This window comes from Streptomyces sp. GS7 (assembly GCF_009834125.1).
Taxonomy (GTDB): Bacteria; Actinomycetota; Actinomycetes; order Streptomycetales; family Streptomycetaceae; genus Streptomyces.
Genome location: NZ_CP047146.1, coordinates 3,687,058 through 3,700,851 on the forward strand (window position 1 = coordinate 3,687,058; position 13,794 = coordinate 3,700,851).

General features: G+C 71.4%; 14 protein-coding genes. 5 read left to right on the forward strand and 9 right to left on the reverse strand.

The genetic code is table 11. The annotated features are described in order from the left end of the window. Positions 1-9: 9 nt before the first annotated feature. Positions 10-804: an NAD(P)H-dependent oxidoreductase gene (locus tag GR130_RS16145; RefSeq protein ID WP_159505387.1), complete on the reverse strand. Its 795-nt coding sequence runs from the start codon at positions 802-804 to the stop codon at positions 10-12. 97 nt (positions 805-901) lie between these two features. Between GR130_RS16145 and GR130_RS16150 the strand changes: the two genes are divergently transcribed. Together GR130_RS16150 and GR130_RS16155 are read left to right on the forward strand one after the other, a co-directional pair. Continuing rightward, complete coding sequence (locus tag GR130_RS16150) at positions 902-1,882, forward strand: helix-turn-helix domain-containing protein (RefSeq protein ID WP_159505388.1); 981 nt, start codon at positions 902-904, stop codon at positions 1,880-1,882. Positions 1,883-2,055: 173 nt separating this feature from the next. After that, the gene (locus GR130_RS16155) at positions 2,056-2,919 is read left to right on the forward strand and encodes a dienelactone hydrolase family protein (protein WP_159505389.1); all 864 of its coding nucleotides are present in this window, start codon (positions 2,056-2,058) and stop codon (positions 2,917-2,919) included. 104 nt (positions 2,920-3,023) lie between these two features. Here GR130_RS16155 and GR130_RS16160 read toward each other — a convergent pair whose 3' ends face one another. From GR130_RS16160 to GR130_RS16185, 6 genes are all read right to left on the reverse strand, one after another. Then, positions 3,024-3,395, reverse strand: coding sequence for a hypothetical protein (locus GR130_RS16160; protein WP_159505390.1), 372 nt, complete (start codon positions 3,393-3,395; stop codon positions 3,024-3,026). 178 nt (positions 3,396-3,573) lie between these two features. Next, entirely contained in the window at positions 3,574-4,623 is a 1,050-nt protein-coding gene (locus GR130_RS16165; protein ID WP_159505391.1) for an aldo/keto reductase, read from the reverse strand. 147 nt (positions 4,624-4,770) lie between these two features. Continuing rightward, positions 4,771-5,958, reverse strand: a complete 1,188-nt coding sequence (locus tag GR130_RS16170; RefSeq protein ID WP_443043763.1) for a PP2C family protein-serine/threonine phosphatase — start codon at positions 5,956-5,958, stop codon at positions 4,771-4,773. Between the two features lie 641 nt (positions 5,959-6,599). Then, positions 6,600-7,337: a YcnI family copper-binding membrane protein gene (locus GR130_RS16175; protein WP_159505392.1), complete on the reverse strand. Its 738-nt coding sequence runs from the start codon at positions 7,335-7,337 to the stop codon at positions 6,600-6,602. Between the two features lie 113 nt (positions 7,338-7,450). Further along, positions 7,451-8,089, reverse strand: coding sequence for a hypothetical protein (locus GR130_RS16180; protein WP_159505393.1), 639 nt, complete (start codon positions 8,087-8,089; stop codon positions 7,451-7,453). A gap of 469 nt (positions 8,090-8,558) precedes the next feature. Beyond that, the gene (locus GR130_RS16185) at positions 8,559-9,002 is read right to left on the reverse strand and encodes a hypothetical protein (protein ID WP_159505394.1); all 444 of its coding nucleotides are present in this window, start codon (positions 9,000-9,002) and stop codon (positions 8,559-8,561) included. 517 nt (positions 9,003-9,519) lie between these two features. Here GR130_RS16185 and GR130_RS16190 point away from each other — a divergent pair. Together GR130_RS16190 and GR130_RS16195 are read left to right on the forward strand one after the other, a co-directional pair. Next, the gene (locus tag GR130_RS16190; protein ID WP_236573056.1) at positions 9,520-9,969 is read left to right on the forward strand and encodes a hypothetical protein; all 450 of its coding nucleotides are present in this window, start codon (positions 9,520-9,522) and stop codon (positions 9,967-9,969) included. Continuing rightward, positions 9,966-11,306 carry a sensor histidine kinase gene (locus GR130_RS16195; RefSeq protein ID WP_159505395.1) on the forward strand — a complete coding sequence of 447 codons (1,341 nt, stop codon included), beginning with the start codon at positions 9,966-9,968 and terminating at the stop codon, positions 11,304-11,306. The genes GR130_RS16190 and GR130_RS16195 overlap by 4 nt, the downstream gene beginning before the upstream one ends. Before the next feature lie 136 nt (positions 11,307-11,442). On the opposite strand, the gene GR130_RS16200 is transcribed toward GR130_RS16195, so the two are convergent. After that, positions 11,443-11,787, reverse strand: coding sequence for a VOC family protein (locus GR130_RS16200; protein WP_159505396.1), 345 nt, complete (start codon positions 11,785-11,787; stop codon positions 11,443-11,445). Positions 11,788-11,895: 108 nt separating this feature from the next. Further along, positions 11,896-12,723 (reverse strand): polyphosphate kinase 2, encoded by an 828-nt coding sequence (gene ppk2, locus GR130_RS16205; protein ID WP_159505397.1) that lies wholly within the window; start codon positions 12,721-12,723, stop codon positions 11,896-11,898. A 221-nt stretch (positions 12,724-12,944) separates the two neighbouring features. On the opposite strand from ppk2, the gene GR130_RS16210 reads away from it, so the two are divergent. Continuing rightward, positions 12,945-13,637 (forward strand): CBS domain-containing protein, encoded by a 693-nt coding sequence (locus tag GR130_RS16210; protein WP_159505398.1) that lies wholly within the window; start codon positions 12,945-12,947, stop codon positions 13,635-13,637. Positions 13,638-13,794: the final 157 nt, after the last annotated feature.

A 13,794-nucleotide genomic window follows, 5' to 3' on the forward strand; every position in this document is an offset into this window, starting at 1 on the left:
CCCGAGCGCTCAGCCGCGCGGACGGAGGTGGACCTCCAGGCCGCTCGTGCCCGGCGCCTCCATGCCCGGTCGCAGCCGCATGTCGCGCCCGTAGTCGCCGCCGACCAGCGACCGGAACGGGACCGGCTCGTCCGTGAACAGCCCGGCGAGCCGCCGCCCGTACTCCCGCTTCGCCGCCGCGAACCGCTCCTCCGGTACGTCGATCGCCTCGTACACCGTGAACGGTTCCAGCGGCGCCATGCCGGTGAACCACAACAGGCCGTGCTGGAGCGGGAAGAGGACGTCCGGCAGCGCGCCGTGGATGCCCCGTTCGCGGAACGCCGACTCGCGGGCACCGATCGTCACCGACAGCAGCGCGCGCCGCCCCGCCAGCGCGCCCTCGCTGTAGGGCGGGGGAACCGACGGGCCGTGCGCGAACTCGAAGGTGAACACCCGGTCGATCCAGCCCTTCAGGAGCGCGGGCACCGAGAACCACCACATCGGGAACTGCAGGATCACCGCGTCCGACCAGCGCACCTTCTCCTGCTCCGCCGCGATGTCCGGCGCGAGCCGCCCCGCCAGCGTGGCCTGCCCCGAGACGGCCAGCACATCCAGCCGCCGGTCCACGGCGTGGTCCGGGAAGTCGTCGGCGTCCACCCCAGCCTTCCACTTCATCGCGTAGAGGTCGGACACCCGCACCTCGTGCCCTGCCGCGCGCAGTTCGCCGACCGCGAAACCGGTCAGCGCGGCATTGAGCGAATCGGGCTCCGGGTGGGCGGTGACAATCAGGATCTTCTTCCGCTGCTGCGGTGTTGCCTCGGTCATGCCGCTACGTTCTCCCGGGCGCGACGCGGCAGCCAGTACCCTCTTCGACCCGCGGAACCGGAATCCTGGTACTGCGAGGGCCACCCATACTGGACCGATGGACAGCGTGGACGCGGACCGCAGTGAGCACCCCGACGGCGTCGGCAACCGCCCGGCGGACACCGGCCGGATCGACGGCAGCGGCCGACTCGACCGGATCGACGGGGCGGGCGACACCCACCGGGCGCTCGGCGGCTTTCTGCGTGCCCGACGGGGGCGCGTCGCACCGGAGCACGTCGGGATCGCCGGCGGCCGCCGGCGGCGGGTGCGCGGGCTGCGCCGCGAGGAGTTGGCACAGCTCGCCGGCATCAGCGTCGACTACTACGTACGCCTCGAACAGGGCCGGGCCACCCAGCCGTCCCCCGAGGTGCTGGACGCACTGGCCCGGGCGCTCGGCCTCGACGCGGCGGAGCGCGGGCACCTGGCCACCCTGGCCGGCACCCGGCGCGGCCCCGTGCCCACCACCCGGGTCAGCCCCCTGCTCCGGCGGATGCTGGAGGGCCTGGCCGCCTTCCCGGCGTTCGCCACGGACCACCGCCTCGACGTGGTGGCCTGGAACCGCGCGGGCGCCGAACTGATCGGCGGCCTGGACGATCCGGTCCGCCGCGACCGGAACAACGCCCGGTTCCTCTTCCTCGACCCCGCCTCCCGGGACGTCCACCCCGAATGGGAGGACCGGGCGGCCGAGGCGGTGGGTCAGCTGCGCGTCGCCGCGGGACGCTACCCGGACGACGCGGAACTGGCCGCCCTCATCACCGAACTCTCCGCACACAGCGGGGAGTTCCGGCGGGTCTGGGCCTCGGGCGAGGTCGTGATGTGCGCGGCGGGCCGCAAACGGCTGCGGCACCCGGTGGCCGGACCGCTCACCCTCGACTACGAGACCCTGCACGTACCGGCCGCACCTGGTGAGACGGGCCTGGTGGTGCATGTCTTCAGTGCCGAGGAGGGCAGCGAGGCAGCCGCCGCCCTCACCCGCCTCGCGACGGCGGCACGGCCGGTCGAGTCGCCGCGGCCGGTCGAGTCGCCGCGGCCGGGCTGACGGCGAGGCCCCGCTCGACCGGTCCGATCTTCTGTGCGCGAACTGGTCGCGGACGCAGGGCAACCGGCGGGTAGCCTCGTGGTGCTGTGCCCCGGTCCGGGGGAGGTGCCCCGGACCGGTACGCACCTGCCGATCAGCCCCTTTGCGGCAACTGACCAGGACGGCGGTATCCCATGGCAGATCACGACCTGAGCGGCTTCGACCGCGAGCACTTCACGCACGACGGCGTCACCCGCCGGATTCTGCGGCGCGGCACGGGGCCCGCGGTGATCGTGCTGGCGGAGATCCCCGGCATCACGCCCAAGGTGCTGGCGTTCGCGGAGCGGGTGGCCGCGATCGGCTGCACGGCCGTGCTCCCGGTGCTCTTCGGCGTGCCCGGCCGCGATGCCGACCCTGCCAACGGCTGGCTGAAGAGCGGGCGTTATGTCGCCGCCTCGATGCGGAAGGTGTGCGTGAGCCGGGAGTTCACCGCGCTGGCCATCGGGAAGACCTCGCCCGTGGTGACCTGGCTGCGGGCCCTGGCCGCGGACGAGCACGAGCGGTGCGGCGGCCCCGGCGTCGGCGCCGTCGGCATGTGTTTCACCGGTGGCTTCGCCCTGGCCATGGCGACCGATGACCGGCTTCTGGCCCCCGTCCTGTCCCAGCCGTCCCTGCCGCTGCCCGTCACCAGGAGCCGCGCCGGTCGCATCGACATCTCCACCGAGGACCTCGCCGTCGTGCGGGGCCGCTGCGAGCGCGACGGGCTCCAGGTGATGGGACTGCGGTTCCGCGGGGACTGGTTCGTCCCGGGCGACCGGTTCGCGTTCCTGCGCCGCGAACTCGGTGATGCCTTCCTCGCCGTCGAACTGGACGACGCCACCGCGAACACCGCCGCCGCGGCGCCCCCGCACGCCGTTCTGACCGAGCACCTCGTCGACGAACCCGGCCAGCCGACCCGCGCGGCGTTGGACGGTGTGCTCGACCTCTTCCGCACCCGCCTGCTCGGGCAGCCCCGCGACACGGCCGCGGACGCACCGGCCACCCCCGGCGGGGCTTGAAACGGCGGCCCGCCCCGCCGTTCTCCGACCCGTCGCGGACCTTCAGCCGCCCGGCAACACCGGGCGGCTGAAGGCATCTTGGGGCTCAGTCGCGCGGCTTCGCCTCAGGGCCGGTCGAGGGTGACCGAGTTGACAGGTGTCAGGTCGGCCCAGACGCCGTTCTGCGCCGCCATGTCGTAGTTGCAGCCGGCGCCGCCGTACCCCGTGCACAGGTGCGCATGGGCGCCCTCCGACTGGTTGTTCAGGACCCAGTGCCAGCCGTACTTGTTGGACAGATCGTGCGCCCCGTAGCTCCAGAAGACGTCGGTCGGAGTGGCGGCGGGGTCCTGGCCCTGCGGATAGATGCAGACCGCACCATAGGGGCAGCCGGCCCACGGGTCGCCGGCCGCGGTCGCGTTGGCCGTGCCCGCCGCCACCGCGGTCAGCGTCAGGCCCGCGATCGCGATCGCGGCGGCGCTGCGGATCGTCTTGCGCATGGATGTCTCCCTCCCCGGATGACTGGCGTCGCCAGCCGCAGGCATCGTAGGAGGGGACGAAACCGTTCCGCTGCGTAATTCCCGTCATAAAGGCACCGATATCGGCCTTGCGATCATGAACGTCGCAGAACGGAACAGCGTGGGGCGGCCGCGGCCCGGCGCCTGCCGGGGGCCTGCTTCAGACGGCGGACCTGGAGTCGGCCGTGCGCCGCCGGAGCGCCGGTGTGGTGAGCGACGGCGGGGCCCAGACGCCGTCCGGGGGATAGACGTCGGTTCCGGGCGGCACGATGCCGTCGATCCGGTCGAGGACGTCGTCGTCCAGCACCACGGAAGTGCCCTTGAGCGTGCTGCGCAGTTGCTCCATCGTGCGCGGGCCGATGATCACCGACGTGACGGCCGGATGCACGAGGGGGAAGGCGATGGCCAACTCCGGCAGCGAGCATCCCACTTCCTCGGCCACCGCCACGAGCTGCTCGACGACCTCCAGCTTCGCGGCGGTGAGCGGCGCCGACGGATCGAAGCGGTTCGGGTGCAGAGTGGGGCGTCCGCTGCTCAGATCGAGAGCCCGGCCCTTGCGGTAGCGCCCGGTCAGGAACCCCGAACCCAGCGGGCTCCAGGTCAGCACGCCCATTCCCAGGCGCTGCGCCACCGGCAGCACATGCCTCTCGACGCCGCGGGCCAGCAGCGAGTAGGGCGGCTGCTCGGTGCGGAACCGCTGGAGCCCGCGGCGGTCGGCCACGTGGTACGCCTCGACGATCTCGTCCGCAGGGAACGTGGAGCACCCGAACGCTCTGATCTTGCCCTGGCGTACGAGATCGGTCAGGGCGGAGAGCGTCTCCTCGATGTCCGTCGTGTGGTCCGGCCGGTGCACTTGGTACAGGTCGATCCAGTCCGTTCCCAGCCGACGCAGGCTGTCCTCCACCTCCCGGACGATCCAGCGCCGCGAGTTGCCGCCCCGGTTGGGGCCGTCCCCCATGGGGAAGTGGACCTTGCTGGCGAGTACCACGTCGTCGCGACGGCCCTTCAGCGCCTTGCCGACGATCGTCTCCGACTCGCCGGCCGAGTACATGTCGGCGGTGTCGACGAAGTTGATCCCCTCGTCCAGCGCGGCGTGGATGATCCGGACGCACTCGCCGTGGTCGGCATTGCCGACGAAGCCGAACATCATGGTGCCGAGGCAGTAGGGGCTGACCTCGATGCCGGTTCCGCCGAGAACGCGGTGGCGCATGAACTCTCCTTGGACGTCGTCACGTTGGGTGTCTCGACCTTACGACCTGGAGTCCGTTCTAGGGCAAGCACCGACCGCGGACCCCTTTCGCAGACCATCGCGTGCGACGTGTTCGACGGCTCCGGCGGACAGACCGCGGAGATGCGATCACGAGTCCGGCGGCTCGGTTGCCGGGTGGTGACGGAACCCGTCGGCATGGACGACCCGTTCGTGGCGGCGGCTGCGATGGGCGGTCGGGGTGCGGCGGAGCGCGATGAGGGCGGCGTCGTCGTCGAGACGTCCGCCGGCGTGGGCCAGCAGGTCGCTGCGGATGTGCTGCAGCAGGGAGGCGGGGCTGGCCTCGGTCCACTGGGAGACCCGTTGCTCGACCGGGTAGAAGCCCCCGTCGGCGTTGCGCGCTTCGATGACGCCGTCGGTGTAGAGCAGGAGGGTGTCGCCGGGTTCGAGGGAGAACACGTCGAGTGTGTAGTTCTCGATCCCCAGGCCGCCGACCCCCAGCGGCGGTGCGGGGTGCAGGCTCGGAACCGTGACGATGTGGCCGGGACTGAGCAGCAGCGGCGGGGGATGCCCGCAACTGGTCATCCGGGAGATCGGGTCGCCGTCGGGGATCTCCAGCAGCAGGGCGGTGGCGAAGCGCTCCCCGATCTCCTCGACCGGTTCGAAGTCGGCCAGGTAGCGGGTCACGCTCGTCTCCAGGGCGGTGGCGAGCGCGGGCAGCGAGGTGTGCTGGTGGGCGGCCTCGCGGAAGGCGCCGAGCAGCAGAGCGGCCTCACCGATGGCGCCGAGGCCCTTGCCCCGTACGTCGCCGATCATCACCCGCACGCCGCTGTCGGTACGGGTGGCCGCATACAGGTCGCCGCCGATCTGGGCCTCGTCCTCCGCGGCCAGATACAGGCAGGCGATCTTCAGCGGCCCGATCTGCTCCGGCAGCGGCCACAACAGGACGTGCTGCGCGGCCTCGGCCACCGACCGGACCTGGGCCAGCTGGGTGGTGCGCTGCTCGCGCACGGCGGACAGGGCCACCAGCAGGCCCGTGAGCACCGCGAGGGTGGCGATCTGCATCAGGTGGTTCGCGGTGGTCAGCCCGTCGTGGAACACCGCGATGATCACCTGGGCGGTCAGCGCCAGTGCTCCGATGAACCCGGTCAGATAGGGACCGGCGAACCCCGCGGTGATCGCCGGGGCGATGACCAGCGCCGGTCCCAGGTGGATGTCCGGGGAACTGCGCAGGTCCACCACCATGATCACCGCGATGAGCAGAACCGACAGCCCCAGCAGCGTACGGCTCAGTGGCCGAGGCTGCCGCGGACCGGCACGGTGCGGCTGGGGAACCAACACTTTCCATCCTGCACCGTCCCCGCGCGGCTCACCAGCGACCGCGTCCGGAGTACCTGCGCCAGGCTGTCCACCGACGTCCTCCACCGCGGCGTCCGCGAGGGGATCGGCTCCTCCCCGGGCGCCGGTGGGTGCCGGCGTCCCACTGGACGTTCCAGGCCACCTGCGCCGTCGCGGGTGCCTCGGCCGACCTGGGGAGAAGCGCCCGCGCAGCGCATCGGAGCGGATGCAGCGGGGGCACCCGTCGGCGGCGGTTGCGGGACGGGGCCGGCCGAGGCCGGTGTGCGGCTCCGCCGCCACGAGGCCCTGCGCGTCGCATCGCGCCGGGCCGGTCCCGCCGAGGTGGACGACCGCGCCTACGAGATACCCGCCGGCCTCCACCAGGACCTCCGCCAACTCGCCTGCTCCGCCCTCTGCTTGAGGCGACCGCGCACCGCACGGTCGAACGAGCCGGTAGGCATCGAGGAAAGGGGCCCGCCACGCTCCTCGCCACATCCCTGTACGTGGTGGTCTGTGGCCGCCTCGCTCTGCTGCTGCCCACTGCGCGATCCGGTGGGGGAACGGGGCGGTCGACGCCCCGGTGCGCGTCTGGAGATACCGGCGCCCACCGGGGCGGGGTGGGGGAGGGAGGCGGCCTGGGGCTACTGCTCGTGCTGCTTGCCGGAGCGGCTGCGGGCCAGGCCGAGGCCGCCCGCGGCCAGGCCGAGTACGCCGGCCACGAGGCCGGCGATGCCGAGGCTGCGGGCGGCCGGGTCGCTCGCCTTCGCCGAGGCGGTCGGGGAGTCCTTCGGCGCCGCGCTCGGTGCGTCGGGGGAGGCCGCGGCGGTCAACTTCAGGGTGGGGGCGGGGTTTTCCGGGTCGGGCCGGCCGGGGTGCTTCGCCTCGATCCAGCGGGTGATCTTGCCGTCGGAGTAGGTCTGGAGGGCCTTGAAGACCAACTGGTCGGTTCCGGTGGGAAGTTGCCCGAAGGCGACGGTGAAGTCCTGGTAGTTGCCGGGGCCGATCTTGCCGCCGGTCCAGGTGATCTCCGAGACGGCGTCGGTGATGTTGCCGTCGTCGGTCTTGATCGGGGTCTTGAGCTTGGTGGTCTTGACCTGTGCCGTCCAGCCGCCGACGGGCGTGACCAGGACGGACGGGATCGGATGGTCCGTGGGAAGCGTGATGTCCACCTTGGTGGTGCTCGCGTTGTCCTCCTCGTCCGGCACCCGGAAGGTCAGGGTGCCGTCCGAGGCGCCCTGCGGGTAGCTGTCGGGGTGGACGGTGACATGGGCGCACGCGGCACCGGCACCGGCCAGCACACCGGCAGCGGCCAAGGCGCCGACCACGGCGGCGCGGTGCAGCCCGCGCCGGGAGGAAGAAACCAGGGGGTTCGCAGACATGCGATGACTCCGTACAGGTCGACCGGCGGGCGCGACAGCCGCCGGTGAAGCGGTGAGGGGGGACCGCCGCACACCGGATCAGCGGGCGGCGTACAGAACCGTGCGACGACGGCTCACTCGTACCGGACCGCAGCGGGCCCCACCGCCGGCGGCCCGCGCCGCACCACCGCGTGCCGCAGCCGAAGTTGCCGCGTCCACCGACCCTCCGCAGCGCTCCGTCGTGCCCGCCCGAGCGACGGTGGCGCCGGTGCCACGACGGCGCGCCACCAGGCCGCAAGTCCCGGTACCAGCGCCGCCATCTGACGCAGCAGGGACCAGACGGACGCCTCGCCGCGCCGCAGCCACCATGACGCCACCAGCGAGGCCACGGCGTGTGCGGCCACCGCCTGACGACTCTCGCCGTGCTGCGCCGCCATCGCCATCACCGGATGGTGCATGCCTGGCATGCCGGCCATCGCCGTACCCGGCAGATGCGATACCGACGCCCCGGTCCTCACACCCATGGGCGCGGCATCGAAGAGGACATGGAGACCGACCTGCACCACGGCCATGACACCGCAGATGCCCGCCAGTGACCGCTCCCGGCCGCCCAGCAGGCACCCCAGACCGAAGACCACCGCAAGCCCGGCCCCCTCGGCCCACAAGGCGGGCGTCTGATGGCACGCGAGGCTGTGCCCGGCCGCACCCAGGGTGACGCACACCGCGGCGAACACGGCAGCCCGCAGGCTCCGGAACACCAGGGATGCACTCACGCGACGAGGTTCCTCTCAACCGGTCGGGCGCAACCGTCCCAGAATGAGGCCCACGTCACAGCAACGCCAGAGCGCACCGCGATCCCCTTGCGCTCCGCTCCGAATCCGTGCGCCACGCCCAGGACTTGCGGCTACGACGCGGTCACGGTAGACCCCCCGTTTGCGGACCCGGCCGAAGACGGGTGCCGGTTCCTCGCCCTACGGAGCGGGCCGCACCCAGCACAGAACCGCTCCCGAACCGGAGTTGCGCAAGGCGTCTCAGTCCGGAGCGGACACGAGTGTGACCACGGGGCGGACTACGCGACCCACCGCCAGGCCGAACGGGCCTCGTCTTCGTCCGCCGGGACCGCGATGCCCGACGGGTTCTACCTTTCGGGCGTCAACGGAAGCCTCGTACTACTCCCGTGTTGTTGTTCATGCCCCCCGTGCGATGCCCGAGCCGGTGGAGATTGCTCAGGGCCGCCTCCGGTCAGGGGTTGATGTTGATATTCCTGTTGATGTTGACATTCCTGTTGAGGTTGCTCAGGGGCTCATCCGGTGCGGGGTTGACGTTGTAATTCCTGTGGCGGTTGAAACGAGGGTGTTCCGAATCGGAATTGTGCTCTTCACCGCTCCACGAGTGGCGGTGGTGGACGGCACTGCCCCCGTACGTGCCCTGGCCACCGCGAGAGTTGTACTGGCCCTCGCCGGGCTGGGGCGGTTCGATGCCCGACGGGCAGGGAGGTTGCGTGCAGGTGGGCGCCAGGAAGGCGGCCGATTGCACCGTCGCGGACAAGGTGGGCGAGGAGCGATCGACCGCGTTCACCGCACCGGTGCCGGCCGCTATGGCCAGGACGGGTGCCACCGACACAGCGGCGATCACCGGCCACATTCCGGATTTCTTCGCAAGCATGCCGACATCCCCCAAGGTCATGAGAGAGCGGTCTTCGGCCTTGTGGTCATTTTGGGCCGCGACGATGGGTATTGCCGGGGCCGGATGGCCCCTGGCCGCGGGCCGATCGGGCATAAGAGGACGTGGGCGCGGCTTTCTCCGGGTCCGTGGGCGAACATTCGGTGATGGATCGGTGGGTATGGGTTACGGTTGCGGGGCCTTCCGATCGCCGTAAAGCGAGAACATGTTTGGTGCCTTCCGTCCCCGTCCCGCGCGCTGCGAGAGCAGCGCCGTGCCTCTGGCCGACAGCCCGCGCCCGTCCCGTGCCGTACGTGTGGCGGCGCTGGTGACCGTGATGGTGGGCGCAGCGGTGTCGATGAGCGGGTGTGCGGATGTGGGGAGACCCAAGCCCGCGGGGCGCGCTTCTCCCGTCTCCGGCCCCGTGCGGCTGTGGCCGCAGCGCACGCCCGCGCCGCGGCCTTCCCCGGAACCGGGAGCGGACAGCACGCCGATGCCCCTGCCTGCGGTGCCCCGGGTGACGTCCGGGGACATTCGGAAGGTGTCCGTGTCCGCCGTCGTGCGGGCGCAGCTCGATGCGGACGACAGCCGCCGGGCGCCGGCCTTCGACAAGCAGACCGAGGACGAGATCCGCGCCTGCGCCCAGCGGCCGAAGTCCTGCCCCGTGCTGGCTCCCCAGTACCAGGATCTGACCGGTGACGGCAAGGCCGAACTGATCGTCGGCATCGAGGGCGCGGACCACTCCATGGCCATCTGGGTCTACAGACTCAAGGGCGGAGTGGTGGACCGGATCCTGAACACCGCGGGGACTCCCCTGGCCGTGGACGTGACCGAAGGCAAGCTGATCATGCGTGAACCCACACAGACTCCCGGGTACGAGATCCGCACCGTCTTCGGGTGGGACCCCCACAGCCAGGTCATGGAGATGCAGGCCACCGAGTACGACTGGCAGTCCCCGGTCGCCACCGCCTCCCCGGAGCGGAAGCCATGAGAACGCCCCGGTCACAGCCGCGACTGCTGCCTGCCTGGACGGCGACGCTCTACTGGAAGTCCGCCGTCTTCATCACCCTCATGTGCTGCCTGCTCGCGGTGGTGCTCGCGATCCTGGTGCACGTCCTCGTCGACCGGCAGACCCAGGCTCGGGCGCGCAGTACGGCCCTGGCGGAACTGGACCGCACCGTGACCGCATACGGCGCCGGGGAACCCCTGGGCCGCGATGCCGCGGTCGACCCGCCGGACCTCCCCGCCGCCCTGCGCGAGATGACCGTGAAGCGGGAAGAGCGTGGGACCCAGCTCGCCGATCACGACGGCCATCCCACGATGTGGGCCACCGCCCCCGTCGCCGGCGGCAAGGTGCTGGCGGTAGGTCTGGACTACAGCAACCAGGCAGCCGCCCTCCGTGGCCTGGACCAGGCCATCACGGGCTCCTCCGCCGCCGCCATCGGCATCACCCTGGGCGCCGGACTGATCTCGGTCTCCCGTATCACCCGTCGCCTGCACCGCACCGCGCAGGTGGCCCGGCGCATCAGCACCGGCGATCTCGACGCCCGCGTGAACGACCCCCGCGCCCTGAATCCGGACCGCGCCAACGACGAAGCCGCCGCGGTGGCCGCCGCGCTGGACGCGATGGCCGCCAGCCTGCAGACCAAACTCCACGGCGAACAGCGTTTCACCGCCGATGTCTCCCACGAGCTGCGGACGCCTCTCGCGGGACTCCACGCCGCGGCCGAACTGCTGCCACCGGGCCGCCCCACCGACATGGTGCGCAACCGCGTCCAGGCCCTGCGCCAGCTCACCGAGGACCTGTTGGAGATCTCCCGGCTCGACGCGCAGGCGGAGCGGGCCGACCTGGACGTCCACCCACTGGGGCCACTGGCCGAACGTGCGGTGCGGGCCACCGGAACGACGACTGAGGTCCGCGTCGTGCGGGACGTCTGTGTGGAGACCGACCGGCGCAGGCTGGAGCGGGTGCTGGGCAACCTTGTCGCCAATGCCCACAAGCACGGACGCGCGCCCGTGACGGTCACCGTCGACGACCACGTCATCACCGTGCGGGACCACGGTGACGGCTACCCCTCCTACCTCCTAGACCAGGGGCCGCAGCGGTTCCGTAGCCAGTCCGGCGGTGCGGAAGCCGGCAAGCGGACCGGACACGGCCTGGGCCTGACGATCGCGACCGGACAGGCCCACGTCCTCGGCGCCACTCTCCACTTCTCCAACGCCCCCGACGGCGGGGCCATCGCCGAACTACGCCTGCCGGCGGGCCCGGACGAGCGGCCCGAGACGACATCCCCCAAGAAGGAAGAGCACGGGTCAGGGGACGACTGACAGAGCCTCACACGCCCTCCTCCGTGAGGGGCTCCGGCCCATCAGGCCATCATCCGCCGGTGGCGTGACGACGCCTCACAGTGCATCAGGCGATGCCGTGCCGACTCGGTAGGCGAGACGTCGGCAACCGGGCCGGTCAGCCGCTGACAAAGCAGAACTCGTTGCCTTCCGGATCGCGCATGGCCTGGAAGGACCCCTGGTCGTCGGTGACCGCCCCGCCGACCCGAACGGCACCCAGGCCCACTGCTGTGGCGGCGGCGGTCTCGATGTCGTCGACGGCGATATCGAGGTGGAGCCGGTTCTTCACGGCCTTGCTCTCGGGCACCGGTTGGAAGGCGAGCCGTGCCGACCCGGGCAGGTCGACGTGCGACCAGTCGCGGGCTCGGTCGACCGGGTCCCCACCCAGCAGACGGGCCCAGAACCGGACCAGTGCCTTCGGCTCATGGCAGTCCACGACGATCTGATGCAGGTGCGCGCGCATGGGCGAGAGCCTAGGGCTTTTCCGGCCCTGACCCATCGGACAGGCCCTGGGGAAAGCCCGTCCCTCGTGCCCGTGCGGCACGGCGGTTGAACCTCCGCGTGCCGGGTGTCACTTCTCCAGGTCGGCGGCGTGATCGGGAACGTAGGTCTGCAGATCGCGTGGTGGTCGCCGGTAGCCGGTGCCCGGTGGGCGGGGCGGTAGTTCCAGTACCGGCGGCGGGACTTCGTGGTAGGGCACCGTCGACAGCAGATGGGCGATCATGTTCAGCCGGGCGCGGCGTTTGTCGTCGCTCTCGACGACGTACCACGGTGCCTCCGGGACGTCGGTGTGCACGAACATGTCGTCCTTGGCCCGTGAGTACTCCTCCCAGCGGGTCAGCGATTCCAGATCGACCCGGGAGAGTTTCCAGCGTCGCGTCGGATCGTCCAGGCGCTGCCGGAAGCGCTGTTCCTGCACCTCGTCGCTGACCGAGAACCAGTATTTGCGCAGCAGGATTCCGTCCTCGACCAGCATGCGCTCGAACACCGGGCACTGGCGCAGGAAGCGCTGGTACTCGGCGGGTGTGCAGAAGCCCATGACCTGCTCGACGCCGGCCCGGTTGTACCAGCTGCGGTCGAACAGCACGATCTCGCCGGCCGCGGGAAGGTGCTCGGTATAGCGCTGGAAGTACCACTGGGTGCGTTCGCGCTCGGTGGGCTGGGGCAGCGCGACGATGCGGGCCACGCGGGGGTTGAGATAGGCCGTGACGCGCTTGATGGTGCTGCCCTTTCCGGCCGCGTCGCGCCCTTCGAAGACCACGACGAGCCGCGTCCCCTCGGAGCGCACCCATTCCTGGAGTTTCACCAGTTCCGTCTGCAGCCGGTACAGCTCCCGCTCGTACCGCGCCTTCGACAGTTTCCCGGGTGCCGGGTGCTTGCCTTCCTGCTCCTCCGCCATGCGACGACGGTAAGAGGGTTCGCGGCGGGGCGAGCGGGGGCGGGGGCCGAATGGGGGGAGGGCAGGTGTTGGGGTGGTGCCACGACGAGGGCAGGGGCCGGACGGCCCTTTCGGGGCGGTGGGATGCGTCGCAGGCTGGGGAGTGATGCCGGACCGTGCTCGTTGGACGGCGGCATGACGACCGCGCGGTGCACAGCTGCTTCCGAGGAGGCGCCACCACCATGCCGGACACGCCACACACACCGCACACCGTCAGCGACGTGATGACCCAGCCCGTGGCCGCTGTCGACCGCCGGGCCCGCTTCAAGGAGATCGTCGAGACCCTTCAGCGGTGGCAGGTCAGTGCCCTGCCGGTGGTCTCGGCCGAGCGGCGGGTGGTCGGTGTGGTGTCCGAGGCCGATCTGCTGCCCAAGGAAGGCTTCCGGGAGGCGGACCCGGATCGGCTGGAGCGCCTGCGGCTGTTCGACGACGTACGCCGGGCGGAGGCGGTGACCGCCGGGGAGCTGATGTCCAGTCCCGCCGTGACGGTGCATGCCGATGCCACCCTGGCTCAGGCGGCGCGCACGATGGCACGGGCATCGGTCAAACGACTGCCTGTGGTGGACGGGGACGGGCTGCTGGTGGGAATCGTGAGCCGTGCCGACCTGCTGAAGGTGTTCCTGCGGTCCGACGAGGACCTTGCGCGGGAGGTGCGGGGGGTGCTCGGGCAGCTTTTCGCCGCGCCGGCCAAGGACTTGCAGGTCGCGGTCGCCGACGGAGTGGTCACGCTCAGCGGGCACTTCCGTGATCGGTCGCTGGTGCCGGTCGTCGCGCGTCTGGTGCGCGGCATCGAGGGGGTGGTGGACGTGGAGTTCGACGTGACGGTCCTCGCGCCGGTGCAGGCCGGGCCGGGGGGCGGGGATTCGCCGCGGTGACCGCTGCGGCGACGTCCGGGGCGTGACGCCGCTGCCCTGACGGTACGCCCACGGGGACGGTACGCCCACGGGTCCGACCGCCGCCGGATGGGGCGGGTCACGGGCACTTCCCAGGAAGGGACGCGCACGGTGTGTTCCGCACGCCGCGCGGTGCGCA

What these genes read in the sequence shown, in the direction of transcription:
- GR130_RS16185 (WP_159505394.1), bottom strand. Translation starts at nt 9,002, where the DNA reads ATGACCTTGGGGGATGTCGGCATGCTTGCGAAGAAATCCGGAATGTGG.
- GR130_RS16145 (WP_159505387.1), bottom strand. Translation starts at nt 804, where the DNA reads ATGACCGAGGCAACACCGCAGCAGCGGAAGAAGATCCTGATTGTCACC.
- ppk2 (WP_159505397.1), bottom strand. Translation starts at nt 12,723, where the DNA reads ATGGCGGAGGAGCAGGAAGGCAAGCACCCGGCACCCGGGAAACTGTCG.
- GR130_RS16155 (WP_159505389.1), top strand. Translation starts at nt 2,056, where the DNA reads ATGGCAGATCACGACCTGAGCGGCTTCGACCGCGAGCACTTCACGCAC.
- GR130_RS16150 (WP_159505388.1), top strand. Translation starts at nt 902, where the DNA reads ATGGACAGCGTGGACGCGGACCGCAGTGAGCACCCCGACGGCGTCGGC.
- GR130_RS16175 (WP_159505392.1), bottom strand. Translation starts at nt 7,337, where the DNA reads ATGTCTGCGAACCCCCTGGTTTCTTCCTCCCGGCGCGGGCTGCACCGC.
- GR130_RS16210 (WP_159505398.1), top strand. Translation starts at nt 12,945, where the DNA reads ATGCCGGACACGCCACACACACCGCACACCGTCAGCGACGTGATGACC.
- GR130_RS16165 (WP_159505391.1), bottom strand. Translation starts at nt 4,623, where the DNA reads ATGCGCCACCGCGTTCTCGGCGGAACCGGCATCGAGGTCAGCCCCTAC.
- GR130_RS16195 (WP_159505395.1), top strand. Translation starts at nt 9,966, where the DNA reads ATGAGAACGCCCCGGTCACAGCCGCGACTGCTGCCTGCCTGGACGGCG.
- GR130_RS16160 (WP_159505390.1), bottom strand. Translation starts at nt 3,395, where the DNA reads ATGCGCAAGACGATCCGCAGCGCCGCCGCGATCGCGATCGCGGGCCTG.
- GR130_RS16200 (WP_159505396.1), bottom strand. Translation starts at nt 11,787, where the DNA reads ATGCGCGCGCACCTGCATCAGATCGTCGTGGACTGCCATGAGCCGAAG.